The 24,780-nt window shown below is 69.3% G+C and carries 23 protein-coding genes and 1 pseudogene; 10 read left to right on the top strand and 14 right to left on the bottom strand.

Annotated features, from left to right (window positions below; all coding sequences use genetic code 11):
• The first annotated feature begins 71 nt into the window (after positions 1–71).
• The 4 genes and pseudogenes from ACXIZN_RS40490 (at position 72) to ACXIZN_RS40475 (ending at position 5,155) form a co-directional block, all read left to right on the top strand.
• Positions 72–1,259 (top strand): TetR/AcrR family transcriptional regulator, encoded by a 1,188-nt coding sequence (locus ACXIZN_RS40490; protein ID WP_457960020.1) that lies wholly within the window; start codon positions 72–74, stop codon positions 1,257–1,259.
• Between the two features lie 38 nt (positions 1,260–1,297).
• Positions 1,298–2,522: pseudogene (locus ACXIZN_RS40485) on the top strand (low temperature requirement protein A).
• A 110-nt stretch (positions 2,523–2,632) separates the two neighbouring features.
• Complete coding sequence (locus ACXIZN_RS40480; RefSeq protein WP_257489893.1) at positions 2,633–3,928, top strand: acyl-CoA dehydrogenase family protein; 1,296 nt, start codon at positions 2,633–2,635, stop codon at positions 3,926–3,928.
• Between the two features lie 18 nt (positions 3,929–3,946).
• Positions 3,947–5,155 (top strand): acyl-CoA dehydrogenase family protein, encoded by a 1,209-nt coding sequence (locus tag ACXIZN_RS40475; RefSeq protein ID WP_007033833.1) that lies wholly within the window; start codon positions 3,947–3,949, stop codon positions 5,153–5,155.
• 56 nt (positions 5,156–5,211) lie between these two features.
• Here the strand turns inward: ACXIZN_RS40475 and ACXIZN_RS40470 are convergent, their stop codons facing one another.
• The 8 genes from ACXIZN_RS40470 to ACXIZN_RS40435 form a co-directional block, all read right to left on the bottom strand.
• Positions 5,212–6,279 (bottom strand): alpha/beta fold hydrolase, encoded by a 1,068-nt coding sequence (locus ACXIZN_RS40470; RefSeq protein ID WP_457960019.1) that lies wholly within the window; start codon positions 6,277–6,279, stop codon positions 5,212–5,214.
• A 117-nt stretch (positions 6,280–6,396) separates the two neighbouring features.
• Entirely contained in the window at positions 6,397–7,260 is an 864-nt protein-coding gene (locus ACXIZN_RS40465; protein ID WP_038508730.1) for an SDR family oxidoreductase, read from the bottom strand.
• Positions 7,261–7,346: 86 nt separating this feature from the next.
• On the bottom strand, positions 7,347–7,853 hold the full coding sequence (locus tag ACXIZN_RS40460; RefSeq protein WP_125673904.1) for a GNAT family N-acetyltransferase: 507 nt from the start codon (positions 7,851–7,853) through the stop codon (positions 7,347–7,349).
• A 9-nt stretch (positions 7,854–7,862) separates the two neighbouring features.
• Positions 7,863–8,630, bottom strand: coding sequence for a type I methionyl aminopeptidase (gene map, locus ACXIZN_RS40455; protein ID WP_457960018.1), 768 nt, complete (start codon positions 8,628–8,630; stop codon positions 7,863–7,865).
• A gap of 43 nt (positions 8,631–8,673) precedes the next feature.
• A complete protein-coding gene (locus ACXIZN_RS40450; RefSeq protein ID WP_126735697.1) occupies positions 8,674–9,828 on the bottom strand; it encodes an acyl-CoA dehydrogenase family protein in 1,155 nt (384 codons plus the stop codon).
• The gene (locus ACXIZN_RS40445; protein WP_457960017.1) at positions 9,825–11,810 is read right to left on the bottom strand and encodes an acetyl/propionyl/methylcrotonyl-CoA carboxylase subunit alpha; all 1,986 of its coding nucleotides are present in this window, start codon (positions 11,808–11,810) and stop codon (positions 9,825–9,827) included. Before ACXIZN_RS40445 ends, ACXIZN_RS40450 begins: the two co-directional genes overlap by 4 nt.
• 2 nt (positions 11,811–11,812) lie before the next feature.
• Positions 11,813–13,426 (bottom strand): carboxyl transferase domain-containing protein, encoded by a 1,614-nt coding sequence (locus ACXIZN_RS40440; RefSeq protein WP_457960016.1) that lies wholly within the window; start codon positions 13,424–13,426, stop codon positions 11,813–11,815.
• A gap of 148 nt (positions 13,427–13,574) precedes the next feature.
• Complete coding sequence (locus ACXIZN_RS40435; protein ID WP_457960015.1) at positions 13,575–14,384, bottom strand: SGNH/GDSL hydrolase family protein; 810 nt, start codon at positions 14,382–14,384, stop codon at positions 13,575–13,577.
• Between the two features lie 151 nt (positions 14,385–14,535).
• Between ACXIZN_RS40435 and ACXIZN_RS40430 the strand changes: the two genes are divergently transcribed.
• Together ACXIZN_RS40430 and ACXIZN_RS40425 are read left to right on the top strand one after the other, a co-directional pair.
• Entirely contained in the window at positions 14,536–15,126 is a 591-nt protein-coding gene (locus ACXIZN_RS40430) for an SACE_7040 family transcriptional regulator (protein ID WP_016337026.1), read from the top strand.
• A 57-nt stretch (positions 15,127–15,183) separates the two neighbouring features.
• Positions 15,184–15,681, top strand: coding sequence for a hypothetical protein (locus ACXIZN_RS40425; protein WP_005150645.1), 498 nt, complete (start codon positions 15,184–15,186; stop codon positions 15,679–15,681).
• A gap of 140 nt (positions 15,682–15,821) precedes the next feature.
• Here ACXIZN_RS40425 and metX read toward each other — a convergent pair whose 3' ends face one another.
• The 3 genes from metX to ACXIZN_RS40410 all read right to left on the bottom strand — a co-directional run bounded on the left by metX (position 15,822) and on the right by ACXIZN_RS40410 (position 18,691).
• Positions 15,822–16,916, bottom strand: a complete 1,095-nt coding sequence (gene metX / locus ACXIZN_RS40420) for a homoserine O-acetyltransferase MetX (protein WP_457960014.1) — start codon at positions 16,914–16,916, stop codon at positions 15,822–15,824.
• Entirely contained in the window at positions 16,913–18,214 is a 1,302-nt protein-coding gene (locus tag ACXIZN_RS40415) for a bifunctional o-acetylhomoserine/o-acetylserine sulfhydrylase (RefSeq protein WP_457960013.1), read from the bottom strand. Before ACXIZN_RS40415 ends, metX begins: the two co-directional genes overlap by 4 nt.
• A gap of 78 nt (positions 18,215–18,292) precedes the next feature.
• Positions 18,293–18,691, bottom strand: coding sequence for a VOC family protein (locus tag ACXIZN_RS40410; RefSeq protein WP_457960012.1), 399 nt, complete (start codon positions 18,689–18,691; stop codon positions 18,293–18,295).
• Between the two features lie 56 nt (positions 18,692–18,747).
• Here ACXIZN_RS40410 and ACXIZN_RS40405 point away from each other — a divergent pair, with 56 nt between their 5' ends.
• From ACXIZN_RS40405 to ACXIZN_RS40395, 3 genes are read left to right on the top strand one after another with little or no spacing between them, the layout of a single operon-like run.
• Complete coding sequence (locus ACXIZN_RS40405) at positions 18,748–19,098, top strand: PadR family transcriptional regulator (RefSeq protein ID WP_125788427.1); 351 nt, start codon at positions 18,748–18,750, stop codon at positions 19,096–19,098.
• Positions 19,095–19,532, top strand: a complete 438-nt coding sequence (locus tag ACXIZN_RS40400) for a VOC family protein (RefSeq protein WP_457960011.1) — start codon at positions 19,095–19,097, stop codon at positions 19,530–19,532. Before ACXIZN_RS40405 ends, ACXIZN_RS40400 begins: the two co-directional genes overlap by 4 nt.
• A 36-nt stretch (positions 19,533–19,568) precedes the next feature.
• Entirely contained in the window at positions 19,569–21,122 is a 1,554-nt protein-coding gene (locus ACXIZN_RS40395; protein ID WP_457960010.1) for a helix-turn-helix domain-containing protein, read from the top strand.
• Positions 21,123–21,244: 122 nt separating this feature from the next.
• On the opposite strand, the gene ACXIZN_RS40390 is transcribed toward ACXIZN_RS40395, so the two are convergent.
• From ACXIZN_RS40390 to ACXIZN_RS40380, 3 genes are all read right to left on the bottom strand, one after another.
• Positions 21,245–21,472, bottom strand: coding sequence for a hypothetical protein (locus ACXIZN_RS40390; protein WP_034309241.1), 228 nt, complete (start codon positions 21,470–21,472; stop codon positions 21,245–21,247).
• Positions 21,473–21,564: 92 nt separating this feature from the next.
• Entirely contained in the window at positions 21,565–21,984 is a 420-nt protein-coding gene (locus ACXIZN_RS40385; protein WP_457960009.1) for a pyridoxamine 5'-phosphate oxidase family protein, read from the bottom strand.
• Positions 21,984–22,925 carry a zinc-binding dehydrogenase gene (locus ACXIZN_RS40380; protein WP_457960008.1) on the bottom strand — a complete coding sequence of 314 codons (942 nt, stop codon included), beginning with the start codon at positions 22,923–22,925 and terminating at the stop codon, positions 21,984–21,986. Before ACXIZN_RS40380 ends, ACXIZN_RS40385 begins: the two co-directional genes overlap by 1 nt.
• 167 nt (positions 22,926–23,092) lie before the next feature.
• Here ACXIZN_RS40380 and ald point away from each other — a divergent pair, with 167 nt between their 5' ends.
• Positions 23,093–24,208, top strand: coding sequence for an alanine dehydrogenase (gene ald / locus ACXIZN_RS40375; RefSeq protein WP_457960007.1), 1,116 nt, complete (start codon positions 23,093–23,095; stop codon positions 24,206–24,208).
• The last annotated feature ends 572 nt before the right edge of the window (positions 24,209–24,780 follow it).

Genomic DNA, 24,780 nt, shown 5'->3' with positions numbered 1-24,780 from the left:
CATAAACCGCGATAACCCCATGGTGTCAATGGGTTGCGATGCACGCAACCGGCGCTATCGTGTGTTCACCTATGGAGCACCCGACCGAGCGCTCGACCCGACCGCGCGACCGCAAGGCCCAGCTGGCAGGCCTCGCCGCGGAGCTGTTTCGCGCCCGCGGGTTCCACGGCGTCGGCATCAACGACATCGCCGCCGCGGCCGGGATCACCGGGCCGGCGCTGTACCGGCATTTCGCGGACAAGCAGGCCGTGCTGTCCTACGTCGTGCTCTCCGGCATCGACGACATGGAGGCGGCCACCACCGAGACGCTCGCCGACGGTCTCCCCGTCCCCGCCCAGGTCAACGCCCTCTTGGGCACCCTCGCCGCGCAGGCGGTGGAGCGGCGCGAGGTCGCCGCGCTGTGGCGCTGGGAGGGCAGGCATCTGCCCCGGGAGGAGCGGCGCGAGATCCGCCGCCGGTCGGGCGCGGTGCTCGAAGCGTGGTCGAAGGCGCTGCTCGCGTTGCGTCCCGAACTGACCCCCGACGACGCCGAACTGCTGTGCTGGGCGGGGCTGAGCGTGTTCGGCAGCGTCTCCGTGCATCACACGTCCGTGGCGAAGAAACGCTTCGCGCAGATCCTGGTGCAGCTGGCGGAGTCGGTGCTGCATGTCACACTGCCCGAGCCCTCGGAGCCGCCGGAGGAGACGCCGTCGCTCGCGCTCGGTGAGCCGTCCCGCCGCGAGCAGATCCTCGCGGCCGCGACGGAACTGTTCGGGCAACGCGGCTTCCGTTCGGTGAGCATGGAGGAGATCGGCGCGGCCGCCGGGATCGCCGGGCCGAGCGTGTACCGGCACTTCCCCAGCAAGGCCGCGCTGATGGTGGCGATCGGGCATCGCGCGGCCGACCGGCTGGCGCTCGCCGCGGAACGCGCGTTGCGGACCGGCGACGAACGCGACGCGCTCCGCAGGCTCGCGGCGTCCTATGTGCACACCTTGCTGCACACGCCCGAACTGCTGGTGTCATTCTCCGGGAGCCCCATGGAACTGCCGGAACGCGACAAGGCGGACCTGATCCGGGTCCAGCGGGACTACGTCGCGCGCTGGATCGCGCTGACCTCGGAGGTCCATCCGGAACTGAGCCTGCGCGAAGTGAAGATCACCGTGCACGCGGCGCTGACCATCGCGAACGACCTCGCGCGCACCCGGCGCGTCAACGGCCGCCCGAACTTCGAGGCCGAGCTGACCACGCTGACGCACGCCGTCCTGAAAGTCAGCTCTTAGCAAACTCCCGTGTCCGGCCAAGACGTGACGGGCACGATATGCGCGTGCCCAAGAAACGGGGCCTGCATCTGGTGACCCGGGAAGAAGACCACAAGGTCACCACGCTGGAACTCTTCTTCGACCTGGTCTTCGTCTACGCCATCACCCAGACCACGCAGCTGATGGCCGATCACCTCACCCCGCTCGGCATCGGGCAGGGCGTCGCGATGATCGCCGTGCTGTGGTGGTGCTGGTGCGCCTACGCCTGGCTGGCCAACACCCTGCACGTCGACCGCGGCATCGCCCAGCTGGCGATGTTCGCCGCGATGGGGACGATGTTCCTGGTCTCGCTGACCATCCCGGAGGCGTTCACCGACCTCCCCGGCGGCCTGTACGCGCCGCTGATGTTCGTCGGCTGCTACTTCCTCGTCCGGCTGCTGCACCTGACCGCGTACTTCGGTGCCGCGCGGACCAACCCCGAGCTGCGCAAGACCGTCATGAAGATGTTCGCCGGGCTGCTGCCGAGCGTCGCGCTGCTGACCGTCGCCGCGTTCTTCTCCGGCTGGGCGCAGCTCGGCATCTGGGCCGTCGCGCTGCTCGCCGACTACGTCAACGTCTTCCGGACCCGGTCGTCGGACTGGCGGCTGCACCAGCCCGGCCACTTCGCCGAGCGATTCGGGCTGATCGTGATCATCGCGCTCGGCGAATCGATCGTGGCGATCGGCATCGGGATCAGCTCGTACCCGATGTCGTGGCCGATCACGCTGGCCGCCGTCTTCGGGCTCACGCTCGCTTCGGCGATGTGGTGGATGTACTTCGCCGTCGTCGCGCACGTCTCCGAGCACAACCTCAAGCGCGCGGACGGTGTCGAGCGGGTGCGGATCGGGACGGACACGTACACGTTCCTGCACCTGCCGCTCATCGCCGGGATCGTGCTCGTGGCGCTCGGGCTGAAGAAGTCGCTGCTGTACGTGTCCGACACCGCGCACCACAGCCTCGCCGACGGCCTTCACGGGACCCCGATCTGGGCGCTCACCGACGGGCCTCGCGCTGTACCTGATCGCACTGAGCGGGCTGCGGCGGCGGAACCTGGGTTCTTGGAACGTCCAGCGGCCGGTGCTCGCGGTGGTCCTGCTGGCCGCGACGCCACTACTGGAGCTGGTGCCGGCGATCGTGCTGGTCGGAGTGGTGGCGCTGGCGACGGTGGGTCTCGTGGTCTTCGAGAGGCGCAAGATCTTGAGTAATCCTGGGCTCGTCGACCCCCGGAATCACTCACCGGCGTGACGTTCGCCTCCCCTGTAGTAGCGCATCCGCCCGAGGGGAGTTAACCTACTCACGAGTAGGTAAGCGAGGCAGGGAGACTCACCGTGGGTGCGCCTAGGAAACGAGACGCGATGGGCCTTGGCCTGTCCGCGCTCACCCGGCTGGCCGGGAGCAAGGTCATTGAACGGGCCGGACTTCGGAAGCCCGTGCAGAACCTGGTCAGTGCCGGGACGCGCAACGGCTTCCGGGTCGCGGGCGCGGCGGGACGGACCTTCAAATCCGCACAGAAGCTCGGCAAACCCGCGCGGCTCGCGCCTGCCGAGGACACCGGACTGTTCGACCTCACCCCGAGTGAGGATCAGCAGCTCATCGTCGAGACCGTCACGGAGTTCGCGGCCGAACAACTGCGGCCCGCCGCGGCCGACGCCGACGCGAAGCTCCACGCGCCCGAGGGCCTGCTGAGCCGTGCCGCCGAACTCGGCATCACGCTCGTCGGCATCCCCGAGGAGCTGGGCGGCGTCGGCACCGAGCGGTCGGTGGTCACGAACGCGCTGGTCGCCGAGGCCCTCGCGCACGGCGACCTCGGCCTGGCGGTCGCGGTGCTCGCGCCGTCCGCGGTCAGCACCGCGCTGGTGTCCTACGGCGACGAGCAGCAGCAGGCGGACTACCTGCCCGCGTTCGTCGGCGAGAACGTCCCGGCCGCGGCGCTCGCGCTGCAGGAGCGCACCGCGCTGTTCGACCCGTTCAAGCCCGCGACCAAGGCCCGCCGTACGCCGAAGGGCTACCAGCTCGACGGCGTGAAGTCGCTGGTCCCCCGGGCCGCGGACGCCGAACTGTTCATCGTCTCGGCCGACCTCGAAGGGCGCGGCCCGGCGCTGTTCCTCGTGGAGTCTTCGAACTCCGGTGTCACCATCGAGTCCGAACCGGCGATGGGCCTGCGCGGCGCGGCGACCGGGAAGCTGCACCTGGAGAAGGTCGCGCTGCCCGCCGGGGCGTTGCTCGGCGGCGGCAAGGCCGAGGTCTTCACCGAGGTCGTCCGGCTCTCACGGCTCGGCTGGGCGGCGCTGGCCGCCGGTACCGCGAAGGCCGTCCTCGACTACGTGGTGCCGTATGTCAACGAGCGCAAGGCGTTCGGCGAACCGGTGAGCCACCGGCAGGCCGTCGCGTTCTCGGTGGCCGACATCGCGATCGAATTGGAAGGGCTGCGGCTGGTCACGCTCCGCGCCGCTTCCCGCGCCGAACAGGGCAAGCCGTACGCCCGCGAGGTCGCGCTGGCCCGGAAACTGGCCGCCGACAAGGGAATGCAGATCGGCAGCGCCGGGGTGCAGCTGCTCGGCGGACACGGGTTCGTCAAGGAGCACCCGGTCGAACGCTGGTACCGCGACCTCCGCGCGATCGGCGTCATGGAAGGCGCCGTCCTTCTCTAGGACTTTCGAAAGGCAATCATGATCAACCTTGAGGTTCCGAAGAAGGCCGGCACGCTGATCAACCAGGCGTACCAGGCCGCGGCCGAGGTGTTCCGGCCGATCTCGCGCAAGTACGACCGCGCCGAGCACACCTACCCGGCCGAGCTCGACATGTTCGCCGCACTGCTGGACGGGCTGAACTCCTCCGGCGAGGGCGGCGCGGGCGCGGCGGGTGTGCGCCGGTCCGAGAAGAACGAGAAACCGGGCAACCGCAACGGTTCCAACCTCAACATCGTGCTCGGCACGATCGAGATGTGCTGGGGCGACGTCGGTCTGCTGCTGTCCATGCCGCGCCAAGGGCTCGGCAACGCCGCCATCGGCTCGGTCGCCACGGACGAACAGCTCAAGAAGTTCTCCGGGCTGTGGGCCGCGATGGCGATCACCGAGCCGGACTGCGGCTCGGACTCCGCCGCGATCACCGCGACCGCGCGGCTGGACGGCGACGAGTACGTGATCAACGGCGAGAAGATCTTCGTGACCGCGGGCGAGCGCGCCGACGCCGTCGTCGTCTGGGCCACCCTGGACAAGACGAAGGGCCGCGCGGCGATCAAGTCGTTCGTCGTCGAGAAGGGCACGCCCGGCTTCGAGGTGGTGCGCGTCGAGCACAAGCTCGGCATCCGTGCCTCCGACACCGCCGTGCTGCGTTTCGAGAACGTCCGCGTGCCCAAGGAGAACCTCCTCGGTACACCGGAGATCGACACCGCCAAGGGTTTCGCCGGGGTCATGCAGACCTTCGACAACACCCGCCCGCTGGTCGCCGCCATGGCCATCGGTGTCGCCCGCGCGGCGCTGGAGGAGACCCGGAAGATCCTCACCGACGCCGGGGTGACGATCGACTACGACAAGCCCGTCCACAGCCAGCACGCCGCGGCGGCGACATTCCTGCAACTGGAGGCCGACTACGAAGCGGCGTACCTGCTGACCATGGAATCGGCGTGGATGGCCGACAACCGCAAGCCGAACTCGCTGCAGGCCTCGATGGCCAAGGCGAAGGCGGGCCGGTCGGTCGTCGAGATCACGCTGAAATGCGTCGAACTGGCCGGAACCCTGGGCTACACCGAGGAATCGCTGCTGGAGAAGTGGAGCCGGGACGCGAAGATCCTGGACATCTTCGAAGGCACGCAACAGATCCAGCAGCTGATCGTGGCGCGCCGGATCCTGGGCAAGACGAGCGCCGAGCTCAAGTAAGGCGCGGCCTCCCGTGAAGGCCTCCTTCCCTCGGCTCAGCCGAGGGAAGGAGGCCTTCACGCGCTTTCGGGAGCGATCTGTTCGTCCAGGAAACGGTCGAGGTAGCGCCACGTGGTCCCGCGCGCCTTCCGGCCGGTGAGGACGCCGAGGTGGCCGCCGGGCGCGGTCTCGAAGGTCACCGACGGCGAGTTGTCCAGCAGGTCGGTGAGCCGTTCGACGGCCGCGCGCGGGGCGATCGTGTCGTTCTGCCCGGCGATGACCAGCGTCGGCACCTTGACCCCGGACAGCGCGATGATGCGGCCGTTGAGGTCGACCGTGCCCTCGGCGAGGTCGTTGGCGCGGAAGAACCGGTGGTAGATCTGGCCGAACGTCCGCCCGGGGTAGGCGATCATGTTGTCCATGAAGTGGTCGACGGCCTCGATCTGCGCCAGGTAGTCCCGGTCGTCGAGATTCTTCAGGATGGCAAGGGGTTTGGTGATCTCCTTGCTGATCCCGGTCGCCCGGAAGACCCGGCTGACCAAATAGGACGGTGCGCCGCCGAGCGCACGGTAGAACGGGGTCAGCAGGTGGCCGCCGGTGAGGTCCACCAGCGGGCGGAACGGGGCGATCAGCGGGATCGCGGTGAAATCGAACGGCGACGCGATGGTCGCGATCGATTCGATCGGCAGATCGGGCTGGTCGGCGGTGGTCAGCAACGAGAAGATCCCGCCGAGGCACCAGGCGACGACGTGCACGCCCTGGCCGCCGGAATCCTCGCTGACCTTGCGGATCGCGCGCGGGAGCACCTCCTCGATCCAGTGCTCGATACCGAGGCGCCGGTCCGAGAACGCGACGTTCCCGTAGTCGACGAGGTAGGTGTTACGGCCGCCCTCGACCAGGTGCTCGGCGAGGCTGCAGCCGCGGCGCAGGTCGAAGCACAGCGCGGGCGCGGCCAGCGGCGGCACCAGCAGCACCGGCGGGCCGGCCTGGGGCGCCTTGCCGTTGGTCAGCCGGTAGAGCGAACGATTCGGGCCCTGGTCGATCAGGACGCGCGGCACCGGGCGAAGATCGGCGACACCACCGTGCAGCACCTTCCCGACGACGTTCGACGCGGCGGCGGCGAGCCGTGCCGGGGGTGTGGCCATGGGGTGCCTCCTGGGGAATCAACGCGGTAAGACGTAATCTTGCCGCCTGGGAGCGCACGACTCAACACCCCGGCCGTCACAGCCGGTCCATTTCGGACAGTGGCTAGGCCGTACGAGTTAAGAATCGGCACCCTTTTCCGCCGCCGGAGCACTCCGCGCGGCACGCGATTCGTACTCCGCGCGAGCACTGGAATGCGTTGCGGAGGACAGAATCTTGTCGCCGCCGAGCGCACGGAGCAGTCCCTCGCCGAGGCGGCGCGGAAGCAGCCGTGTGATCCTGCCCATGGCGTCCAGCGACGCGGGAACGAAGACGTCGAACTTGGGACGGCGCAACGCATCGACAATGGCCTGCGCCACATCTTCCGGCTGCACCGATTTGAAGAACTTCGCCTCGCCGAGCCCGCTGGCCAGTTCCGTGCGCACCACCGCGGGCATCACGCAGGACACCAGCACGCCCGTCCCGTGCAATTCCAGGTGCACCGATTCCGACAGGCCGACGACGGCGTGTTTCGTGGCGCAGTAGGTGGCGGCGCCGGGGAAACCGGCCTTTCCCGCCATCGAGGCGATGTTGACGATGTGGCCGGTGCCACGCGGGCGCATCCGTTTCACGGCCTCCCTGGTGCCGTGGATGACGGCGTGCAGGTTGATCTCGAGCAGCCTGCGGGTCGCCGCGTCGTCCTCTTCGTCGAGCGGCGCGAGCGGCATGATGCCCGCGTTGTTGATCAGCACGTCGATCGGGCCGACGCGCCGCTCGACCTCGTCGAGGAACTCGGTGAAGCCCTTCGTGTCGGTGACGTCGAGCGGCAGCGCCTCCGCGCCCAGTTCGGCGGCGGTCTTCTCGGCGAGGACCTGGTCCAGGTCGCCGATGACCACCTTGGCGCCGAGCCGGGACAGCGCCGTCGCGGTGCTGGCCCCGATGCCCTGCGCCGCTCCGGTGATCACGACGACCTTGCCCGCTAGGGAACGTTCACGCTTGGCCATGCTGGGCTCCTCTGCGACTTCACTGTCCGGGGCACTGTTGGCGTTGTGTCAACTATGGTGCACCGGAAGCCGCGAGGACGCCAGTCCTACGGCCGCTGCTCGAACACCTGCCCGATCCAGCCCTTGACGTCGAAGCGTTCCGTCGGCTTGAAGCCCTGGCTCTCGTAGTAGCGCTGCAGGTCGCCGTCGCCACCGGCCCAGCAATCGACCCGCACCAGGCCGATACCGCGTTCCCGCGCCTCGGCCAGCGCGAACTCGATGAGCCGCGAGCCGACGCGGTGGCCGGTGAACCGGCGCGAGGTCAGCAGCAGGCCGATGTAGATCTCCGGCTCGTCGACCGGCGAGACATGCGGGAAGCGGTCACCGAGGATGATCGCCCCGGCCGCCTGGCCATCGATCTCGGCGATGTACAGCCCCGGCCCGTCGGCCATCCCCCGGACCCGCTCGACGCGTTTCGGGATCGTGGACCACGGCTCGCTCCCCCACTGCCCCTCGCTGCCGCGCGAGGCCAGCCACGCGACGACCTCGTCGAACATGTCCAGCAACGTTTGGAAATCCCCAGAACCACCCTGGCGGATGATGAAGTCGCTCATCCATCCGTTCTACAACATCGTGAGGACGCGCGGACCTTCTGTGGTGATCGCGACGGTGTGCTCGACGTGTGCGGCCCTGGCGCCGCGGACGGTGCGCAGCGTCCAGCCGTCGTCCTCGATGCGGTAGCCGTCGCGGCCGTCGGCGATGAACATCGGCTCGATCGCCAGCACCAGCCCCGGCTTGAGCCGCATGCCGCGCCCCGGCCTGCCCTCGTTCGGCAGATGCGGGTCCTCGTGCATGCTGCGGCCGATCCCGTGGCCGCCGTGGTGCGCGAGAAGGCCGTAGCCCGCTTCACGCCCGACAGTGCCGACGGCGTGGGAGATGTCGCCCATCGTGCTTCCCGCCTGGGCGGCGGCGATCCCCGCGGCCAGCGCGCGTTCGGTGGTCGCGATTAGTTCGAGGTCGGCGGGGTCGGCCTCGCCGACGACGTAACTGATCGCCGCGTCGCCGTGCCAGCCGTCGATGTAGGCGCCGGCGTCGATGCTCACCAGGTCGCCGTCACACAGGCGATAGTCCGACGGGATGCCGTGGACGACGGCGTCGTTGACGCTCGCGCAGATCACGGCGGGGAACGGCGTCGGAGCGGAATGCGGCCGATAGTGGAGGAACGACGGTTTCGCGCCGGCGTCCCTGATCACCCGCGCGGCGACGTCGTCCAGCTCTTTCAGGCTCACGCCGATCGCGGACGCCTCTTTCACCGCTCGCAACGTCTGCGCCACGACACGACCGGACTCCCGCATGACGTCCAGCTCGGCGGCGGATTTCAGCTCGACCATGCCGATAACTATACCGGTATAATTATCGGCATGGTCAAGAGTGTCAGGCGACGCCGAGGTGCCGCGCGATCAGCATCCGCTGCACCTCCGAGGTCCCTTCCCCGATCTCCAGGATCTTCGCGTCCCGGTAGAACCGGCTCACCGGGAACTCGTTCATGAAGCCGTACCCGCCGAAGATCTGCGTCGCGTCGCGCGAGTTGTCCATGGCGGCGTTCGACGCGACGAGCTTCGCGATCGACGCCTCCTTCTTGAACGGCTCACCGCGCAGCATCTTCGACGCCGCCGCGTAGTACGCCAGCCGCGCGGTGTGCGTGCGCACCTCCATGTCGGCGATCTTGAACTGGATCGCCTGGTACTCGCCGATCTTGTGCCCGAACGCCTCACGTTCCTTGACGTACCGCAGGCATTCGTCGACGCAGCCCTGCGCGAGCCCGACGCTCAGCGCGGCGATCGCCACCCGGCCTTCGTCCAAAATGGACAGAAACTGGGCATACCCCCGGCCCCGTTCGCCGACCAGGTTCTCGGCCGGGACACGGACGTCGTCGAACGAGAGCTCGTGCGTGTCCGAGCAGTTCCAGCCGACCTTGGAGTACTTCGGCGCGACGGCGAAACCCGGGGTGCCGGACGGGACGATGATCGCCGAGATCTCCTTGCGCCCGTTCTCCTTCACGTCGGTGACGGCGGTGACCGTGACCAGTTTCGTGATGTCGGTGCCGGAGTTGGTGATGAACGATTTGCTGCCGTTGATCACCCAGGTGTCGCCGTCGAGTTTCGCGCGCGTGCGGGTGGCGCCGGCGTCCGAGCCGCCGCCGGGTTCGGTGAGGCCGAACGCGCCGAGCGCGGTGCCGGCGCACAACTCCGGGAGCCATTTCTCCTTCTGCTCCTCGGTGCCGAACCGGTAGATCGGCATGGCGCCAAGGGAAACACCGGCCTCGACGGTGATCGCGACCGAAGAATCGACGCGAGCCAACTCCTCCAGTGTCAGGCAGAGCGCGAAGTAGTCACCGCCCATGCCGCCGTACTGCTCGGGGAAGGGCAGGCCGAACAGGCCCATCTCGGCCATCTTCGCGACGATCTCGTACGGGAATTCCTCCCGCTCGTAGAGGTCGCCGATGACCGGGGCGACCTCGGAACGCGCGAATTCCTCGACCGTCTTGCGCAGCGCCTCGTACTCGTCATCCAGCCGAAAGTCGATCATTGCTCATCCTTTTGGGGTGTCACGACGGCTACCGTCTCGTCCAGCGCGACCTGTTGGCCCGCCCGGACGGGGAGTTCGCTGACCACGCCGTCGATCGGCGCGGTGATCGTGTGCTCCATCTTCATCGCCTCGACGACCACGAGCGGCGTCCCGGCGCTCACCACGTCACCGGCGGCGGCCTTGACCACCAGCACGGTCCCGGGCATCGGGCTGGTGACCGGCCCGGCGCCGCCCGCGGCACCGGCGGCCGAGCGCAGCCGTTCACGCTCGCCGATCGCGAAGCTGTGACCGTCCCGCGCGAGCCACACCGTCCGCCCGCTCCCGGCCGCGTGCCGGTAGCGGTGGAAACCGGTGGGATGCCGGACCTCCAGCAGATCGCCCTCGCGCCGGGCGGAAACCCGGATCGGCTCGGCGCCGTCGACACTCACGAGCGCCTTCGCCGGCGTGCCCTGCACCCGCACGACGGCTTCGGAGCTTCCCGATTTCAACGCGAAGTCGATCCCGCCGGAACCGCCGAGCCGCCAGCCGTCCGGCACTTCCCACGGGTCGATGACGGATCCCTGTGGCTGCAGGGAAAGCAGCCTGTCGAGCGCCGCCGCCACGAAGAACTCCGGCGGCACCTCCTCGGAGACCAAAGTGGACAGACGCCGGTCGACGAGGCCGGTGTCGAGCTTGCCGTCGCGGACGTCGCCGTCGGCGAGCAGCCCGCGCAGGAAGGCGACATTGGTGCCGACGCCGAGCAGCGCGGTGTCCGCGAGCGCCAGGTCGAGCCGGTGCAACGCGGCCGCGCGGTCGGGGCCCCAGGCGATGACCTTGGCCAGCATCGGGTCGTAGTTCGAGCCGATGACCGCGCCCTCGCTCATCCACGAGTCGACGCGCACGCCCTCACCCGACGGCTCGTGGACCGCGAGCACGGTGCCACCCGTCGGGATGAAACCGCGGGCGGGATCTTCGGCGTAGACGCGGGCTTCGACGGCGTGACCGTCCAGCCGGACGTCGTCCTGCGACACGGTGAGCACGTCACCCGCGGCGATTTTGACCTGCCACTCGACGAGATCCAGCCCGGTGACCAGCTCGGTCACCGGATGCTCGACCTGGAGCCGGGTGTTCATCTCCATGAAGAAGAACTCGTCGGGCGCGGTGGCCGAAACGATGAACTCGACCGTCCCCGCGCCGACGTAACCCACCGAGCGCGCGGCCTCGACCGCGGACGCGCCCATCTTCGCGCGCGTCGCTTCGTCGAGGAGCACGGACGGCGCCTCTTCGATGATCTTCTGGTGCCGCCGCTGAAGACTGCACTCGCGCTCGCCGAGGTGGATCACGTTGCCGTGCGTGTCGGCGAGCACCTGGATCTCGATATGGCGCGGCGTGGTGACGAACCGCTCCATGAGCAGGGTGTCGTCACCGAACGAGCCCTTGGCCTCACGCCGCGCCGACTCGACGGCCGCGTCCAGTTCGGACAGTTCGTTGACCAGCCGCATCCCCTTGCCGCCACCACCGGCGGACGGCTTGAGCAGCAGCGGGAACCCGACCTTCTCCGCGGCGGCGGCGAAACCGCCTTCGGGAATGTCCACATCGGACGCTCCGGGCACCACCGGGACCCCGGCCCTGGACACCGTCGCCTTGGCGCGGATCTTGTCGCCCATGGCGTCGATGGCCTCGACCGGCGGGCCGATGAAGACCAGGCCGGCGTCGGCGCAGGCGCGGGCGAATTCCGCGTTCTCCGCGAGGAAGCCGTAACCGGGGTGGACCGCCTGCGCGCCCGTGTCGACCGCCGCCTGGACGATCGCCGGGATGGACAGATAGCTCTTCGCCGCTTCGGCCGGGCCGATGCGGACGGCGGTGTGCGCCTCCCGGACGTGCCGGGCGTCGGCGTCCGCGTCGCTGTACACCGCGACCGAACGGATGCCGAGCCCTTGCAGCGAGCGGATCACGCGGACCGCGATCTCCCCGCGGTTGGCGACCAGAACCGTGTCGAACATGCTCACATCCTGAAGACGCCGTAGTTGACATCGGACAAAGGCGCGTTGGCCGCCGCGGACAGCGCGAGGCCGAGCACCGTGCGGGTGTCCGCCGGGTCGATCACCCCGTCGTCCCACAGCCGCGCAGTCGAGTAGTACGGGCTGCCCTGCGCCTCGTACTGGTCGCGGATCGGCTCCTTGAAGGCCTCTTCGTCCTCAGTGGACCATTCGCCGCCGCGTGCCTCGATGGCGTCCCGGCGAACCGTCGAAAGCACCGACGCCGCCTGCTCGCCACCCATCACCGAGATGCGCGCGTTCGGCCACATCCACAGGAACCGCGGCGAGTACGCGCGGCCGCACATCGAATAGTTGCCCGCGCCGAACGAGCCGCCGATGACGACGGTCAGCTTGGGCACGCGCGCACAGGCCACCGCGGTGACCATCTTCGCGCCGTGCTTGGCGATGCCGCCCGCCTCGTACGCCTTGCCGACCATGAAGCCGGTGATGTTCTGCAGGAACAGCAGCGGGATCGAGCGCTTGTCGCACAGCTCGATGAAGTGCGCGCCCTTCATCGCGGACTCGGCGAACAGGACGCCGTTGTTCGCGATGATGCCGACGGGGTGGCCGTGGATCCGGGCGAACCCGGTGACCAGCGTCGAGCCGTACTCCTTCTTGAACTCGCCGAACCGGCTGCCGTCGACGATCCGGGCGATGACCTCGCGGACGTCGTAGGGCACGCGCGGGTCGGTCGGGACGACTCCGTACAACTCGTTCGGGTCGGCGACCGGGGCCTCCGTCGGGAGGACGTCCCACGGGCGCGGGGCGCGCGGGCCCAAAGTCGACACGATCGAGCGAACGATGCGCAACGCGTCGGCGTCGTCCTCGGCCAGGTGGTCGGTGACGCCGGACTGACGCGAGTGGACGTCGCCGCCGCCGAGCTCTTCGGCCGTGACGACCTCGCCGGTCGCGGCCTTCACCAGCGGCGGGCCGCCGAGGAAGATGGTGCCCTGGTTCCGCACGATGACCGCTTCGTCGCTCATCGCCGGGACGTACGCGCCGCCCGCCGTGCAGGACCCGAGCACCGCGGCGATCTGCGGGATGCCGCGCGCCGACATCGTCGCCTGGTTGAAGAAGATCCGGCCGAAGTGCTCACGATCCGGGAAGACCTCGTCCTGTCGCGGCAGGAACGCGCCGCCGGAGTCCACCAGGTAGACGCACGGCAGGTTGTTGTGCAGCGCGACCTCTTGCGCGCGCAGGTGCTTCTTGACCGTCATCGGGTAGTACGTGCCGCCCTTGACCGTCGCGTCGTTGGCGACGATCACGCATTCGCGGCCCGAGACCCGCCCGATCCCGGTGATGATCCCGGCCGAGGGCGCCTCGTCGTCGTACAGTCCGGTGGCGGCCAGCGGGGACAGCTCCAGGAACGGCGAACCCGGGTCGAGGAGGGTGTCGACCCGGTCGCGTGGCAGGAGTTTGCCCCGCTCGACGTGGCGGGTGCGGGATTTCTCCGGGCCCCCGAGCCGGGCGGCGGCGAGCCGCTTGCGCAGGTCTTCGACCAGCTCGGCATGGGAGGTGACGCTGCGGGCGTACTCGTCGCTGCCCGGATCGGCCGAAGTGCTCAGTACGGGTGTGTCCATGGCTCCTCGTCGCCAAGTTAGCCGTCGTTAACTCGCCCGCACAGGTTAACGTCCACTAACGTCGCTTGTCCACCGCGCCCCCGGCAGCGCGTGAAGGCCCCCTTCCCTCGGCTGAGCCGAGGGAAGGGGGCCTTCACGCGCGAAACGGTCAGCCGATGGCGGCGACCAGCGGGTTGTAGTAGCCGCCGCGCTGACCGGCGACGGTCGGGTGGTACGAGTTCACGATCGGCCAGGTGAGGCTGTGCAGGTAGTCGTCGGCCGACGAGCAGATGTTGTGCCCGGTGAAGGCACCCCGCACGTCCACGAACTTCGCGCCGTGCGCGGCGGCACGGGCCGAGAGCACCGACGCCAGCGTGTCTGAGCCCGAGTTGATCGCCGAGCGCTTCGTGTCGCTCAGCCCGACCGAGCACGAACCCGGCACCGTGTAGAAGCGCGGGTACCCCAGGACGACCAGCTTCGCGCTGGGCGCCTTCGACTTGATCTTGCTGTAGACGTTGTCCAGCAGCCCCGGAAGCGTGTTGTTCACGTAGTTCTTCGCGGTGTTGACCCGGTTGACGCAGGTCTGGTCGCTGCCGGTGGTGCAGGTGGTCATGACGTCGGCGAACCCGGCGTCGTTGCCGCCGACCGAGACCGTCACCAGCGTGGTGCTGGAGGTGACGTTCGCGATCTGGTTGAGGACGTCGCCGGTGCGCGCCCCCGAGCACGCGACGAACTTGAAGGTGGTCCCGGCGTGGGCGTTGGCCCACAGCTGGGGATAGGCGTTGGCACTGCGCATGCAGTCGCCCGAGTTCCCGTAGCTGCCGGCACCGACGCCGGACGAGTACGAGTCACCGAGCGCCACGTAGTTGGTCGCCGCTTGAGCGGTGCCCGCGAGACCGAAGGTGGCAAGGACAGCGACCCCCAGGGCCGCACCTAAACGAGTGAAGGAAAGAGCTTTGATCCGAGCAGGGACGGCCATGGTCACTCCTTCGTGACAAGTTAACGAGAGACAGCATTACCAGGTGGTAGCCCCACGCAAAAGGGTCATTTCCCCAGGTAACCCGCTTGGCTCAGGCTGGAAGTACGGCCGCGTGTTAGCGCTCGCTAACACGCGGCCTTAATATGGCCAGATGCCGGCGAACCCCACCCCACTCGTGAACGGCGAGAAGGCGAACAGGCGCGAACAGATCATGGCCGCCGCCGCCGAGCTCTTCGCCCACCACGGTTTCCACGGCGTCGGCATCGACGACATCGGCGCGGCCGTCGGCATCTCGGGACCGGCGCTGTACCGGCATTTCCGCAGTAAGGACGCCATTCTCGGCGAGATGCTGAACTCGATCAGCCGCTACCTCCTCGACGGCGGGACGGCGAGGGCGAGCCAGCGGGACGAGCCGGGCGAAGTTCTCGAAGCACTGGTGGATTTTCACGTCGATTTCGCGCTCACGCATCCCGCGCTGATCACCGTCCAGGAACGCAACCTCGCCAATCTCACCGACAGTGACCGCAAACAGGTCCGCGCCCTGCAGCGCCAGTACGTCGAGGTGTGGGTGCGCGCGATCAGCGACGCCGTCCCCGGCATCGGCGAGCGGCAGGCGCGCTCGGCGGCGCACGCGGTCTTCGGGTTGATCAACTCGACGCCGTACAACCGCCATCTCGGTGACAGCGAACTGGCGGAAATGCTCTGTCGCCTCGCGCTGGGTGCACTGCACTCCGCCAAGTGACCACGACCGGGTTTCGGCCTATCCCCACTTTTCCGTCCGCTGGTGTTTGATAGGCACGTGGAGCCGGACAGGAGCGAGTACGAGCGGAGGCTCGTCGAAAAGGCGCAGCGTGCGCTCGTGGCGATCAGCCTCGGGGAGGACGCCGAGGCGCTCGACGAGCTCACGCCGACCGCCGTCGAGCCCCGAGCCCGCTCCGAAGAGACCAAGGAGCTCGTGATGATGCTCTTCGGTGAATGCAGCGCGATGGTGTCGACCCTCGGTGACGGCGGCAGCGCGCCGGTCAAGGTCCAGGTGTTCGACGAGGACGGTGAAGAGGTCTCGATCGACCAGGCGGACCCGCCCGTGCGGACGGCCGTGCGCACGCTGCTGGCCGAGGTGCACGGCAACAGCGAGGCCGCGCAGGAACAGGTCGAGATCGCGCTCGCCAACGCCGCGCCGGACGAGGTCGACAGCCTGGTGCTGCAGGCGCTGCGCTGGACGATCAGGCTGTCGGCGGAATGCCTGGACCGGGACCTGCCGGTGGCGCCCTGGATCTCGGACGCGGTGGCGGACTAGCGGTCGCGCGCCCGCCCCGTGCGGCCGTGTCGCGAAAGCCACTTTCGCGGCGCCTGATGTCCCGAAAGTGGCTTTCGCAACCCCGCCCGACCGGCGCATCTGGAGCCATCCCAGCACCGCGGGCAGCAGCAACCCCGGGGCTACCCCAGCAGCAGCTTCACCAGCCGCCCGATCTGCTCGGTCTCGATCAGGAACGAGTCGTGCCCGTACGGCGAGCCGATGACCGCGAACTCCGCCCCGCCGACCCCGTCCGCGATGGCCCGCGACTGGTACAGCGGGTAGAGCCGGTCACTGTCCACCCCGGCCGCGATCGTCCGCGCGGTGATCCGGCCTAGAGCGTTCGCGACACCACCCCGCCCGCGCCCGACGTCGTGCGTGTTCATCGATTCGGTGAGCACCACGTAGCTGCCGGCGTCGAACCGGCGCGACAGCTTCCCGGCGTGATGGTCCAAATAGGACTCGACAGCGAACCGCCCGCCGCGCAAGGGGTCTTCGCCGTCCTGATGACGACGCCCGAAGCGTTGCGCCAGTTCGGCTTCGCTGCGGTAGGTCGCGTGCGCGATTCGCCGTGCGATGCCGAGGCCGGCGTCCGGGCCGCCGCCGGGGACGTCGTGATAGTCGCCGCCGTGCCAGCCCGGATCGGCGCGGATGGCGTGCAGTTGCGGCGCGGACCAGGCGATCTGGTCGGCCGACGCCTGCGCCGTCGACGCGAGCACGAGCAGTGCCGAGACCCGGTCCGGTGCGCTCACCGCCCATTCCAGCGCGCGCATCCCGCCCATGGAACCGCCGATCACCGCGGCCCACCGGCCGATGCCCAGCGCGTCGGCGAGGACGGCCTCGGCGCCCACCTGGTCCCGCACGGTCACGGCGGGAAACCTGCTGCCCCAAGGCTTTCCGTCCGGATGCCGTGAAGACGGACCGGTCGAGCCCTGGCAGCCGCCGAGCACGTTCGGGACCACCACGAAGAACGTGTCGGTGTCGATCGCCTTGCCCGGCCCGATCAGGCCGTCCCACCAGCCGGGGCTGACGTGACCCTCCTCCGCGGGACCGGCGGCGTGGCTGTCCCCGGTCAGCGCGTGCTCGACGAGGATCGCGTTGGAGGCACTGGGATCCAGTGTCCCCCACGTCTCGTAGGCGAGCGTGAAGGGCAGCGTGCCGCCGGTTTCGAGCGCCTGGACGCCGGCGACGAAACGACGACGTCCAGGCGGCTCTCCCTCTCGCCACGCACCGGTCACAGAGCGGCCTTGGCCGCCCGGAATCCGGCCTCGAGATCGGCCTTGAGGTCCTCGATCCCTTCCAGCCCGACGGCGAGCCGCACGAGCCCGGGCGTGACACCGCTGGATGCCTGTTCCTCCGGCGTGAGCTGGCTGTGCGTGGTCGAGGCCGGGTGCACGATGAGGCTGCGCACGTCACCGATGTTGACCAGCTGGCTGTGCAGTTCCGTACCGTCCACAAAGGCCCGTCCGGCTTCGACGCCGCCGCGCAGGTCGAACGACAGCACCGCGCCTGCCCCCTTCGGCAGATACTTCTTCGCGGCCTCGTGGTACGGGCTCGACGGCAGCCCGGCGTAGTACACCTTCTCGACCTCGTCGCGCTGCTCAAGCCATTCGGCCAGGGCCTGCGCGTTGGACACGTGCCGCTCCAGGCGCAGCGAAAGCGTCTCGATCCCTTGCAGGATCAGGAAACTGTTCAACGGCGCGATCGCGGCGCCGGTGTCGCGCAGGATCTGGACCCTGGCCTTGGCGGCGAACGCGCCCGGGCCGAGGGCCTCCCAGTACTTGAGGCCGTGGTAGCTCGGGTCGGCCTCGTTGAACCCGGGGAACCGCGCCGGGTCCTTGCCGAAGTCGAAGGTGCCGCCGTCGACCAGCACCCCGGCGACCGTGGTGCCGTGCCCGCCGAGGTACTTGGTCGCCGAGTGGACCACGATGTCGGCGCCGTGCTCGATCGGGCGCACGAGGTACGGCGTCGGAACGGTGTTGTCCACGACCAGCGGGACCCCGGACTCGTGCGCGGCATCGGCGACCGCGCGGATGTCGAGCACGTTGCTGCCCGGGTTTGCCAGCGTCTCGGCGAAGAACAGCTTGGTGTTGGGCCGGACGGCGGCCTTCCACTGCTCGATGTCGTCCTGGTCCTCGACGAACGAGACCTCGATGCCGAGCTTGGGAAGCGTGTAGTGGAAGAGGTTGTAGGTGCCGCCGTACAGCGAAGGACTGGAGACGAAATGGTCACCGGCGTTCGCGACGTTGAGGATGGCCGCCGTCGTCGCCGCGCTCCCGGAGGCGAACGCCAGCGCCGCGACGCCGCCTTCGAGCGCGGCGAGCCGCTGCTCCAGCACGTCCTGCGTGGGATTGTTGATCCGCGTGTAGATGTTGCCGGGCTCGGCGAGGCTGAAGAGGTCGGCGCCGTGCTGGCTGTCGCGGAACACGTACGAGGTCGTCTGGTAGATCGGGGTCGCCCGCGCGCCGGTGGCGGTGTCCGGCGCCGCACCCGCGTGGATCTGCTTGGTCTCGAACGACCATCCGTCCGCGCTCATCGCGATTCTCCTAGCGGCTCAAGGGTTTCGGCTGTTGTCACCGACGCTAGCTCCGCCGGACGGAGCACCCAACTGCTCTCAGGAGGTGGGATTCTTTTCCTGAAGGGCGAACCTGTTGCCCTCCGAGTCGGTGAACATCGCCCACCAGCCCCACGGCTGCTTCTCCGGCCGGGCGGGGAAGTCGACACCCTTCGCCGAAAGCTCCTCGTACGTCTTTTGGATGTCGTCGGCGTAGAAGAAGAAATTGCCCGTCGGGAGTTCGTCACGCACTTCGAACCGCTCGAGGTCTTCCGGCGCGGTACTCAGAACGAGTGACGTCGCACCATCCGCCGAAGTGACCTCGACCCACCGGTTCCCTTCGTCGTCATACGGCACGTCGGTGGTGATCGCGAACCCGACGACCTCGGACCAGAACCGCTTCGCCCGGTCCTGGTCCCGCACCCCGACGACGATCTTGTGCACGCCCTGAATCGCCATACCGGCCCCTTTGTATCCATCATGGATATAACGAGATCGGAGTGTATGCTTCCCGGATGGCCGACGGCAACCCACAGCTCACCCCCGCGGCGTTCCAGACCCTGCTGGCGCTCGCGAAAGGCCGCGCGCACGGCTACGCGATCATGGGTTTCGTCGACGAGGTGAGCGGCGGTACCGCCCAGCTCGGTCCCGGCACGCTGTACCGGACGCTCGCCCGGCTCGTCGCCGACGGCCTGGTCGAGGAAGCCCCGGACGCGAGCGAGGACCAGCCGCACGACTCGCGCCGCCGCTACTACCGGCTGACCCGCGCAGGCCGGGAGGTCGCCGCCCGCGAGGCGGAGTTCCTGAGCAGGCTCGTCGCCGTGGCCGGGCAGGCCGGGCTGCTGAAGCGGGCGGAGTCGGCGTGAGCAGGCCGCTCGGTTTGACGCCGCATCTGTTCGTGAAGGACGTCGACGCGTCGCTTTCCTTCTACACCAAGGCGTTCGGCGCCGTGGAGCTGTTCCGCAACGTGCTGCCGAACGGGGTCGTGCTGTTCGTGGAAGTCGCGGTCGGCGACGCGCGGCTGCTGGTGAGCCAGGAGATCCCGCAGCTGGACGCGCTCGCGCCCGCCACCCTCGGCGGCACCCCGATGCTGCTGGTCCTGGAGACCGGGGACCCCGACGACCTCGTGCGGCGCGCCGTGTTCGCGGGCGCCAGGGTGGAGGCGCCGGTCGAGGAGATGTTCTTCGGCGAGCGCTACGGCCGGATCATCGACCCGGACGGCCACCGATGGGCGCTGACGACCAAACGGGAGCGGTTCACGCCCGAGGACATCGACGCGCGGACGCCACGCGAGGTCTGACGTGTGCGGTGGTCCCACCTGCTGGACAATCGCCCCATGGTTTCCGTGCGCAGTGTCGTCGACCGGGTGGGGCCGACGCTGTTGCACGCCCTCCAGGTCCCCGAGGAGTCCCCGGCCGTCGGCGACGTCGTCATCGCCGAACCCGGCAACACCCTCGCCGCGGGCGACCTCGTCCTCGGTGTCGCGATCACCGAGACGCCGGACGCCGCGGAACTCGTCCGGCTCAGCGCGGCCAAAGGCGCCGCCGCCGTCCTGCTGAAACCGCCGCTCGCGGCGAAACCCTCGGTGAAACGGGCGGCGAAATCGGCGGACATCGCGTTGATCGAGGTGCGCTCGGCGACGTCGTGGGCCCAGCTCGTCTGGCTGCTCAGGACGGTCCTCGACGCGCTGGCCGACGAGTCGGACGCGCTGGAGGACGGCGGCGGACCCGGTTCCGGTGACCTGTTCCGGCTCGCGGACGCCGTCGCGTCGGTGGTCGACGCGCCCGTGACCATCGAGGACACCAACTCGCGGGTGCTCGCCTACTCCGCCCGGCAGGACCTGACCGACTCGGCGCGCGTGTCCACGATCATGGGCCGCCGCATCCCCGACGACGTGCTCGCGCGGTTCCGGTCGCGTGGGGTGTTCCGCGAGCTTTCCCGCGGGCGGCAAACGATCTTCGTGCCCGCGCAGCGCGACGGCACCCTGCCCCGGCTCATCGTGCCGATCCGGATGGGCGGCGAGCTGCTGGGATCGATGTGGGCGGTCGTCGCGGGGCCGGTCTCCGACGAACGCGCGGCCGCCTTCGCCGACGCGGCGCCCGTCGTCGCGCTGCACCTGCTGCGCCGCCGCGCGCACACCGATTCGCAACGCCGGGTCTCGGCCGAACTCCTGCGTGCCGTGCTGGAAGGGAAGGCGAGCCCGCGCAAGGCGATCGCGGAACTCGACCTCTCCGAGGAGCCGCATCGCGTCGTCGTCATCGAGGTCGCCGGTGGCGACGGCCGCGACGACGAGGGCCTGCGGCTCGCCCTCCTCGAACGGATCTCGCAGGGGGTCGGCAGGCGGCCGGTGGCCACCGAACTCGGGGGCGTGCTCTACGCGGTCGTCCCGGACGGCGACGGCTGGGACGAACTCCGGGCCGCGCTCGAAGCCCTGCCGTCGTCGAGGAAGGGCGGGACCCCGCGGGCGGCCGCGGGATCGGCCTGCGAAATCGGCGAACTCGCGACGTCGCGGCTTCAGGCCGACGAGGCGTTGGGGCTGCTTCGCGCGAAGCTGGTGCCCGGTCGCGTCGTGGTCTTCGACGAGGCGTGGACCGCCCTTTCACTGCATCGCGGGGCGACGGCGGCCAGTACCGCGAGGGTCGCCGAGCTCGGCCCGCTCGGCTTGCTGCGCGCGCACGACGAAGCCCACGAGAGCGGCTACGTCGACACGCTCTACCAGTGGCTGCGTCATCCCGGAGACCCGCGCGCGGCCGCGAAGGAACTCCGGATCCATCCCAACACGCTGAGGTACCGGATGCGGCGGCTGCTCGATCTCGTCCCGCTGGACCTCGACGATCCCGACGTCCGGCTGGCGCTGATCACGCAACTCGTTTCCCTGCGATGGAGCTGATTCGACGACAAACTGTGCGACAACGAACACTTTGTAGTTCTACAAAACCGCGCCCAGACGTCAGGAAAGGGTCTTTCAGGACGAGAAAAATCTTGAAAGACCCTTTCCTGACATCCGACGGTTCAGTGCGCGCTGGCGCGATAACCGTCCTCAATGGTCTGCCGCACCGCGGCGAGCAGATCGGCACCGGGGTAAAGCGGCAAAAGAACACCGGGGCCGCCGTCGACCCGCAGCGCGGCTTCGTAGCCGTTTCCCGGGGTTTCGACCAGGCCCACGATGACATCTGCCGGATTGCCTTCGGTGTCGACGGTGCGGACACGCCGCTCCCGCCGCCAGTCCTGATTTGTCATGCGGAACAGAATGGCAGCTTACCGGCCAGTAAGATCAACATCTTGACTCGATCGTGCTGCATTTACCGTTTCGCAGGTTGCACGGCCGTTCGTCATACCCGATACCCGAGGTCCTCGGCGACGAATCGCTTCGGCACCATCCGGACCCAGACGGTCCCTTTCACCTCGGGATCATCGTGCAGGTAAGAACGAAAACGCGCATCCCATTTGCGTTCGTCCCGGCCGAGATACCGGCTCAGCAGCCGCCGTCCACGAGGGACGTCGAACGGCAGCACCTCCGCTTCACCTCGCGCCAGCACCTGCCGCACGAGGCCGGTGCCGACGTCGCACACGTCGACGGTCACCGCGATCGACGGCGACTCGCGGACGAGACCGGCCAGCCGCGCCCACGGTCCGGTCAGGATCCAGAAGGCCTGTTTCTCCCAGAGGTACCAGACCGGCCGCACGGTCGGCCCCGCCGCGGCGACCCTGGCGGTGAGCGGACCGGCGAGGAATTCGTCGACGTCGAACATCAGACCTCGAGCAAGGTCTTGCCGATCGCGCCACGCGACTGCATGACCGCGTGCGCGTCGGCCGCCCGGTCGAGCGGGAACCGTTGGCCGATCACGGGTTCCAGCCGTCCGGCGGCGGCTTCGGCGAGCGCCGACTCGGTGAACGCCCGCATCTCGGCCGGCCCGCCGAGTCCCCGGATCACGGTGACCCCGCGCGCGGCGGCGTCCTCATCGGACACCTCCGTCCACGAACCGCTCGACAGCCCGTAGATCAGCATCCGGCCGCCCGGCCTCAGCAACCCGAACGACGTCGCCCCGATCTCGCCGCCGACGCCGTCGAACACGACGTCGACCTCGCCCGCCTTCGCCGCCCAGTCCGGCTCGCGGTAGTCGAGCGCCACATCCGCACCGTGTTCCCGGACGTGCTCGGTCTTCGCCGCGCCACCCGCCGCGCCGACGACCTCGGCGCCGGCCGCCTTGGCGAGCTGGACGACCAGCCCGCCGACGCCGCCCGCCGCGGCTTCCACCAGGACGCGCTCGCCGGGGCGGATACGCGCGGCGGTCACCAGCGCGGTCGCCGTGCGGCCGTCGGCGAGGATCGCGACCGCGGCGTCGAGGGCCAGGCCGTCCGGCACCTCGAAGACACCGTCGGCGGCGACCGCGACCCGCTCCGCGTACGCGCCGGAACCGCCCGTCGAGGTGACGACGCGTTTGCCGACCAGGCCGGGGTCGACCCCCTCGCCTGCCGCGCTGATCACGCCGCCGACGCCGTTGCCGGGGATCATCGGCAGCTCGGCGCGGAACGGCCCGCCCCCGCCGGCGCGGAACTGTGTCTCGACGAACGTGATGTTGGCGAACGCCACCTCGATCAGGACCTGGCCCGCTGCGGGCACCGGATCCGGGGCATCGCCCGCGACGAGCACTTCGGGCCCGCCGAACTCTTTCAACCACACGGCTCTCATGTGACCCAAGGTGCAAGCTCCACTTGACTGGAGGTCAAGCGATTGTGCCCGCGAAACCATGATCGGTTCCCAACACTGTCGCGGGCAAACGATGACACCGCCGTCCGGGTGGCTCACCGTGAGTGGCAGCACCTTTGTTCGCAGACCCCGCCGCCAGGAGGCCTTCCGTGCGTATCGCCGTCCCCCGTGAGATCAAGAAGCACGAATACCGGGTGGCGCTCACCCCGGCGGGCGTGCACGAACTGACCGGGCGCGGCCACGACGTCTTCGTCGAGACCGGCGCCGGCCTCGGTTCGTCCATCACCGACGAGGAGTACGTCACCGCGGGCGCGAAGATCCTCGCGACCGCGGAGGAGACCTGGGCCGAAGGCGAGCTCGTGCTGAAGGTCAAGGAACCGATCGCCGAGGAGTATCCGCGGCTGCGCGCCGACCAGGTGCTGTTCACCTACCTGCACATCGCCGCGGACCGCCCGCTGACCGACGCGCTGCTGGCCGCGGGCACCACCGCGATCGCCTACGAGACGGTGCAGACCCCGAACCGCGCGCTGCCGCTGCTCGCGCCGATGTCCGAGGTCGCCGGACGGCTGGCCCCGCAGGTGGGCGCGTTCTCACTGATGAAGCCGAGCGGTGGCCGCGGTGTGCTGCCCGGCGGCATCCCCGGTGTGCACCCGGCGCGCGTGGTCGTCATCGGCGGCGGTGTCGCGGGCCTCAACGCGGCGCGGGTCGCGCTCGGCCTCGGCTCGGACGTCGAGATCCTGGACACCAACGTCGACCGGCTCCGCCAGATCGACAACGACTTCGGCGGCCGCATCCGCACAGTGACCTCGAACGCGCTGTCGGTGGAGCAGTCCGTGCTGGACGCCGACATGGTCATCGGCGCGGTGCTCGTTCCCGGCGCGAAGGCGCCGAAGCTGGTCTCGAACGACCTCGTTTCGCGGATGCGCCCGGGCAGCGTGCTGGTGGACATCGCGATCGACCAGGGCGGATGCTTCGCCGACTCGCGGCCGACCACGCACGACGAGCCGACCTACAAGGTGCACGAGTCGGTGTTCTACTGCGTCGCGAACATGCCGGGCGCGGTGCCCCGGACGTCGACCTACGGGCTGACCAACGTGACGTTGCCGTACGCGGTGCAGCTGGCGGAGCACGGCTGGTTGAAGGCGCTGCAGGCCGACGCTTCGCTGGCGAAGGGCCTCAACACGCACGCGGGCGCCCTCACGAACGCGCCCGTCGCCGCCGCGCACGGCCTGCCGGCCACCGACCTGGCCGACGTCCTGGCCTGACCCCCACGCCACACCCCCACGCGAGGGACCTATGCCACCCCGGTGCGCAAAGGTCCCTCGCTCCTTTTATGGACACCTTTGACGAACGAGACCGATCTCGCTCACCAGGCCAGGGCGCTCCGCGCCCTAGGCCACCACCCCGCCGACCGGCGCCAGCCGCACCGCGGGGGTCCGGGGGGGCTCGGCCCCCCGGGTGATACGACGAAGCCCCACCTCGGGGAAGGTGCGCAAGCACCGACCAAGGTGGGGCAAAGGGGCTGAGGGCGGCCCGCTCAACCAGCCTGGGGGTCACTGGGAGCGGGCCGCCTCCTCCATCGTAGGTAATAAGTCGCCGTCGCGCTGCATGAGGTCGCCATGTCTTCCGAATTATTTGTTCACCGGCCTCCTTCCTGGTCGGTGATTTTCCATGCTCGGCGGCGCATATTCGGTAGTCAGCGGCTATTCGGCGCAGTGACGGCTGCGCTGGAGGACGGACTCGTCACCGCGCCGAACGTGACGAAGGTCGCTTTCGGCGGATTGACCCCTTCCTCGGGTGCGGGCTCACCCCGTGAGGCAGGATGTCGCGTGATCGG

The sequence above is a fragment of the Amycolatopsis sp. TRM77291 genome, assembly GCF_054166285.1.
The sequence above is the reverse complement of the archived record's forward strand: the minus strand, read 5'-3'. Positions and strand labels throughout refer to the sequence as shown.

Bases quoted from the DNA above. Each gene is read 5' to 3' on its own strand.
- ACXIZN_RS40490 (WP_457960020.1), top strand. From the start codon at position 72: ATGGAGCACCCGACCGAGCGCTCGACCCGACCGCGCGACCGCAAGGCC.
- ACXIZN_RS40480 (WP_257489893.1), top strand. From the start codon at position 2,633: ATGGGCCTTGGCCTGTCCGCGCTCACCCGGCTGGCCGGGAGCAAGGTC.
- ACXIZN_RS40475 (WP_007033833.1), top strand. From the start codon at position 3,947: ATGATCAACCTTGAGGTTCCGAAGAAGGCCGGCACGCTGATCAACCAG.
- ACXIZN_RS40470 (WP_457960019.1), bottom strand. From the start codon at position 6,279: ATGGCCACACCCCCGGCACGGCTCGCCGCCGCCGCGTCGAACGTCGTC.
- ACXIZN_RS40465 (WP_038508730.1), bottom strand. From the start codon at position 7,260: ATGGCCAAGCGTGAACGTTCCCTAGCGGGCAAGGTCGTCGTGATCACC.
- ACXIZN_RS40460 (WP_125673904.1), bottom strand. From the start codon at position 7,853: ATGAGCGACTTCATCATCCGCCAGGGTGGTTCTGGGGATTTCCAAACG.
- map (WP_457960018.1), bottom strand. From the start codon at position 8,630: ATGGTCGAGCTGAAATCCGCCGCCGAGCTGGACGTCATGCGGGAGTCC.
- ACXIZN_RS40450 (WP_126735697.1), bottom strand. From the start codon at position 9,828: ATGATCGACTTTCGGCTGGATGACGAGTACGAGGCGCTGCGCAAGACG.
- ACXIZN_RS40445 (WP_457960017.1), bottom strand. From the start codon at position 11,810: ATGTTCGACACGGTTCTGGTCGCCAACCGCGGGGAGATCGCGGTCCGC.
- ACXIZN_RS40440 (WP_457960016.1), bottom strand. From the start codon at position 13,426: ATGGACACACCCGTACTGAGCACTTCGGCCGATCCGGGCAGCGACGAG.
- ACXIZN_RS40435 (WP_457960015.1), bottom strand. From the start codon at position 14,384: ATGGCCGTCCCTGCTCGGATCAAAGCTCTTTCCTTCACTCGTTTAGGT.
- ACXIZN_RS40430 (WP_016337026.1), top strand. From the start codon at position 14,536: ATGCCGGCGAACCCCACCCCACTCGTGAACGGCGAGAAGGCGAACAGG.
- ACXIZN_RS40415 (WP_457960013.1), bottom strand. From the start codon at position 18,214: ATGAGCGCGGACGGATGGTCGTTCGAGACCAAGCAGATCCACGCGGGT.
- ACXIZN_RS40410 (WP_457960012.1), bottom strand. From the start codon at position 18,691: ATGGCGATTCAGGGCGTGCACAAGATCGTCGTCGGGGTGCGGGACCAG.
- ACXIZN_RS40405 (WP_125788427.1), top strand. From the start codon at position 18,748: ATGGCCGACGGCAACCCACAGCTCACCCCCGCGGCGTTCCAGACCCTG.
- ACXIZN_RS40395 (WP_457960010.1), top strand. From the start codon at position 19,569: ATGGTTTCCGTGCGCAGTGTCGTCGACCGGGTGGGGCCGACGCTGTTG.
- ACXIZN_RS40390 (WP_034309241.1), bottom strand. From the start codon at position 21,472: ATGACAAATCAGGACTGGCGGCGGGAGCGGCGTGTCCGCACCGTCGAC.
- ACXIZN_RS40385 (WP_457960009.1), bottom strand. From the start codon at position 21,984: ATGTTCGACGTCGACGAATTCCTCGCCGGTCCGCTCACCGCCAGGGTC.
- ACXIZN_RS40380 (WP_457960008.1), bottom strand. From the start codon at position 22,925: ATGAGAGCCGTGTGGTTGAAAGAGTTCGGCGGGCCCGAAGTGCTCGTC.